This window comes from Saccharopolyspora sp., assembly GCF_017434145.1.
Lineage (GTDB): Bacteria > Actinomycetota > Actinomycetes > Mycobacteriales > Pseudonocardiaceae > Saccharopolyspora_C > Saccharopolyspora_C galaxeae.
In genome coordinates this window covers 1-3912 of record NZ_JAFRFW010000251.1, presented here as the reverse complement: position 1 = coordinate 3912, position 3912 = coordinate 1, and the positions used below count along the sequence as shown (strand labels likewise).

The following is a 3912-nucleotide window of genomic DNA, read 5'->3' as shown; positions in this document are numbered from 1 at the left end:
CCAGCGCTTCCGGGGCCGGGCCGAGACCCGCGCCGGACAACGCCGCGGACAGCAGCTCCACCACCAGTCCGAGCCCGAATCCTTTGTGCGCGCCGGTTTCCGGCTCGCCGCCGAGCCAGCGCAGGTGCGCTTCGCGCCGGTCGAACGCGGCCGGGTCGGTCACCGCTGCGCCGGAGTCGTCGGCCAGCCAACCTTCCGGTACTTCCTCGGCGTTGGCCGCGGCCACCCGCACTTTGCCCGTCGGAACCACGGTCGTGCTCATGTCCAGCAGGAACGGGTGGCCTTCCAGTGCGGGCGCGGCGACGCTGAGCGGGTTGGTGCCGAGCATGCTCAGCGCCCCCAGCGGCGGGCGCGCGATCCGCTGCTCGCCGCAGTTGCTCGCCACGATGCCGATCATGCCGCGTTCGGCGGCGCGCACCGCGTGGAATCCGGCGCAGCCGAAGTGCGTGCCGCCGCGCACCGAGACCAGCCCGATCCCGTGCTGGTCCGCCCGGTCGGCGGCCGAGTCCATGGCGTCCGCGGCGGCCCACAGCCCGAGCGCGCGGCGGGAGTCGACCACCGCGCACGCGCCGAGGTCGGTCAGTACCTGCGGTTCGGCGCCCGGGTCGATCCGCCCGGCCGCCAGCTGCGGCAGGTAGAGCCTGGTGAGGTTGAACATGCCGTGCGACTCGTAGCCGCACAGGTCGCCGTGGCAGAGCGCGGCAGCGGCGGTGGCCGCACGCGCCTGCGGCACGCCGCGTTCGGTGAACAGGCGGGTGACCAGCTCCAGCAGAGCGGTGTGGTCCACGGCGACCTGGTGCCCGGCGTTCTCCGCGAGCGCTGTCATCGGGCGGTCCCCTTTCCGGCATCCGTCGCGGGATGCCTCTCGGTGCGTTGTGCCGGTGCTTCGGTCCTGAGTGGACGCTCGGCTGCGGTTCCCGCGGCGCTTTTCAGCAGCGCCGCGACGGTGGCTGCGAAGTCCTGCAGTTGCGCCAGCTCGGCGTATTCGCCTTCGGCGTGGGCGTTGTTGGTCTCCAGCGAGCCGGGTCCGAGCACGACGGTGCCGGTGCCCGGCCGCTCGGCCATCCAGATGGCGTCGCAGGTGAACGCGGGCTCTTCGGCGGGCCAGGCGGGGACGCCCGCGCGTTCGAGCAGTTCGTCCGTCCACGAGTGACCGCCGCGGAGTGCGGGCAAGCCGCGCTTGAGCCATCGGAGCTCGATGATCGATGCGGCCTCGGCGGCGGTGCGGGCGAATTCCCTGGTACCGCCGAAGGTCCGGGTGAACTCGGAGAGCCCGCGGTGCAGCGAGTTCTCCAAGTCCCGTTCGGCCGCCGCGCCTTCGTCCGACGACTCGTAGGAGAGGTTCAGCAGCAATCCACCGCTTCCGTAGACCCGATTGTGCAGCTCGCCGGTGTGCAGTCCCGCGACGCACAACCTCCCGGGCCGCTCCTGCGGATCGAGCTCTTTCGCCAAGTGCTGCGCCAGGAAACCCAGCAGCACGGTCGCGTTGTGCCCGGCATCGGGGCGGTCGTCGATGGCGCCCGCACCGTCGACGCTCAGCAGCGCGGTGGCCGAGGCGGTGGATCGGGTCAGGTAGCGCATTCCGGTCGGTTCGCAGAAGACGTTGAGGCGCCCGAGGAAACCGGCGTCGACCAGCGGCCTGGTGCCAAAACTTCCCATCGCACCGCCTTCTTCACCGGCGACTGCCTGCACCAGCACGCCGAGGTCGCGGCCGATCGCCGGTTCGGTGCGGGCTGCCTCGCGGATGCCCGCCAGCAGCGCGACCGCGGGACCTTTCGCGTCGATGGACCCGCGGCCGGTGAAGCGTTCGCCGTCGAAGCACACCGGCTCAAGACCGGCGACCGTGTCCAGATGCACGTTGAACATCACCGTGGACTCCCGCGGAAGCTGCGGGCCGAGCCGCAGCACGAGGTTCGGTTGCCCGGCGAGGAAGTTCTCGTCGGCGGCGGCTTCCCGGACGGTGCGGGGCACCCCGGGCGCGTCGAGCGCGCTCGATGGCGCAGCGGCGTGGTGCACCACCCGGAGACCCGATTCCCGCGCCGATTCGGCATAAAATCGTTGGGCTCGGGCGATGTCCGAGGGTTCGCCGCTGCGTTCCAGGGGATTGACGGTGGGCGTGCGCAGCAAGCGCAGCAGCAGTTCGCGGTCCTGCGCCGAGATCAAGCCGGTCATGCGCGTCCGCTGCTTCCTGCGATTCGTGGTGCCGCGCAAGGCATCGAGTCCCGCAGCAGACCTTCCAGCCGCCGTCCCGCCTCGACGAAGCGATCAGCGGCGGACTCCCCCGCGACCACTCCGTCGTGCGGGCGCGCGGACAGATGCGGTTCCAACGACAGCGCCCCGCTGTAGCCGGAATCCCGCAGCAGGCGCAAGCAGTCCGCGACCCGTGCCGAACCGGTACCCGGCAGCACGTAAGTGGCGTTGCCCGCACTGCCGACGGCGTCTTTGACGTGCACGTGCGCCACGTGCGCCACGACCTGCCCGAGCAGTTCGCAGGCGTCGTACCCGTGCTCGATCCCGTTACCGGTGTCGAACAACAACCGCAGCGAGGCACCCGCCTCGGCCAGCATCCGCAGCATCCGACCGGCATCGCGACCGGCCCATCCCGCGCAATTCTCGTGCAGCAGCACCACATTCAGCTCGTCCGCCCGCTGCGCCAAGCGCGCCACGCGGTCCAGCACGCGCTCTCGCCACTCCGCTTCCGGTAGCCCGTCGTTCGGGTAGGACATGATCCGCACGTAGCGGGTGCCCAACTCGGCGGCCCGCGCCGCCAGCACCTCCAGCTCGCGCAGGTCGTCGGTGAACGGCGCGGTCACCGGTCGCGCCCAGTTCCCGATCCTGGACGCCAGGCACGGCACCGCCAACCCGGCATCGTGCAGCGCCGCGCGCAGCCGCCGGAACCGTTGCTCGTCGAGGTCGCCGAGCGCCGCACCGTCCACATTGCGCAGTTCGATGCCGCCGAAGCCGATGCGCTCGATCGCGGCCAGCTGACTGGGAAGATCGACCGCGGCTTCGTCACCGATGCCTGCCAGCAGGTGGTCACCCGGCATGTGCACGACTCCCCTCTGCTCCGGTCCCCTCGGCTCCGGTCGGCAGGCCGCACCGCTTCGCCGCGGTCATCAGCCGCACGACGTCCCCGTGCAGTCCGAAGTGCTCGGCGGTGCGCCCGGCGGCGAAGTCGCGGTAGGCGCGGAGCATGAACGCCGTCAGCGCGTCGTCCGGGAAGACCTCGGGCTCGGCCCCGTCCACGATCAGCTGCGCGTGGTCGTCGTCGTCGCTGAGCGGGTAGTGCCCGGTGACCCGGCCGTGCTCGAACTCCAGCGTGATGCTGCGTTCCCGCACGGGCGCGGTCAGGTCCGAACGCAGCTCGCTGAGCACCCCGCTGTCGTGGCGCAGGGTCATCGCCGCCGCGCCCATCCGCGGCGCGACCACGTGCCCGCACCGCATGTCGGAGCACTCGGCGGCGACGAGTCCGGCGGGTCCGGCCAGCCGCAGCACCACCCCGAGCGAGTGCGGCAGTTCCACGTCGAACGCGGTCGGATGCCCGGAGGTCACCAGCGACCGGTGGAACCTGGGTTTGTGCTGGGCGAATCGGATCGAGCGCAGCCGGCCGCGGCCGCTACCGGCCAGCAGTCGGGCCAGCCGCGTGGTCAGCGCGGACTCGAGCCAGTGCGCCACCACGGCCAGGTTCAGCCCGTACCGCTCGCGCAACGAGGCGATCTGGGCGTACTCGTCCGAGTCGGCGGCCAGCGGCTTCTCGACGATGATCCGCCGGTAGCCGAGTCCGGCCAGCTCGCGCAGCAGCTCCGGCCTGCGCACCGGCGGGGTGCAGACGTGCACCGCGGTCCGGCTCGGGTCGGCGAGCCCGGCGGCGGTGCGCACCGAGTCGACCACCGTGACCCCGCGCTGCTCGGT

General features: G+C 71.9%; 4 protein-coding genes. All 4 read right to left on the bottom strand.

The annotated features are described in order from the left end of the window. Positions 1-826: Ldh family oxidoreductase (locus IJH84_RS07055; RefSeq protein ID WP_295141732.1), on the bottom strand; the 826-nt coding region annotated here is incomplete at its 3' end. Continuing rightward, a complete protein-coding gene (locus IJH84_RS07050) occupies positions 823-2172 on the bottom strand; it encodes a M20/M25/M40 family metallo-hydrolase (protein WP_295141729.1) in 1350 nt (449 codons plus the stop codon). The genes IJH84_RS07050 and IJH84_RS07055, both read right to left, overlap by 4 nt. Continuing rightward, positions 2169-3047, bottom strand: a complete 879-nt coding sequence (locus IJH84_RS07045; RefSeq protein WP_295141726.1) for a sugar phosphate isomerase/epimerase — start codon at positions 3045-3047, stop codon at positions 2169-2171. Before IJH84_RS07045 ends, IJH84_RS07050 begins: the two co-directional genes overlap by 4 nt. Beyond that, positions 3037-3912, bottom strand: an 876-nt coding sequence (locus tag IJH84_RS07040) for a hypothetical protein (protein WP_295141723.1), incomplete at its 5' end; no start/stop codon positions are given. The genes IJH84_RS07045 and IJH84_RS07040, both read right to left, overlap by 11 nt.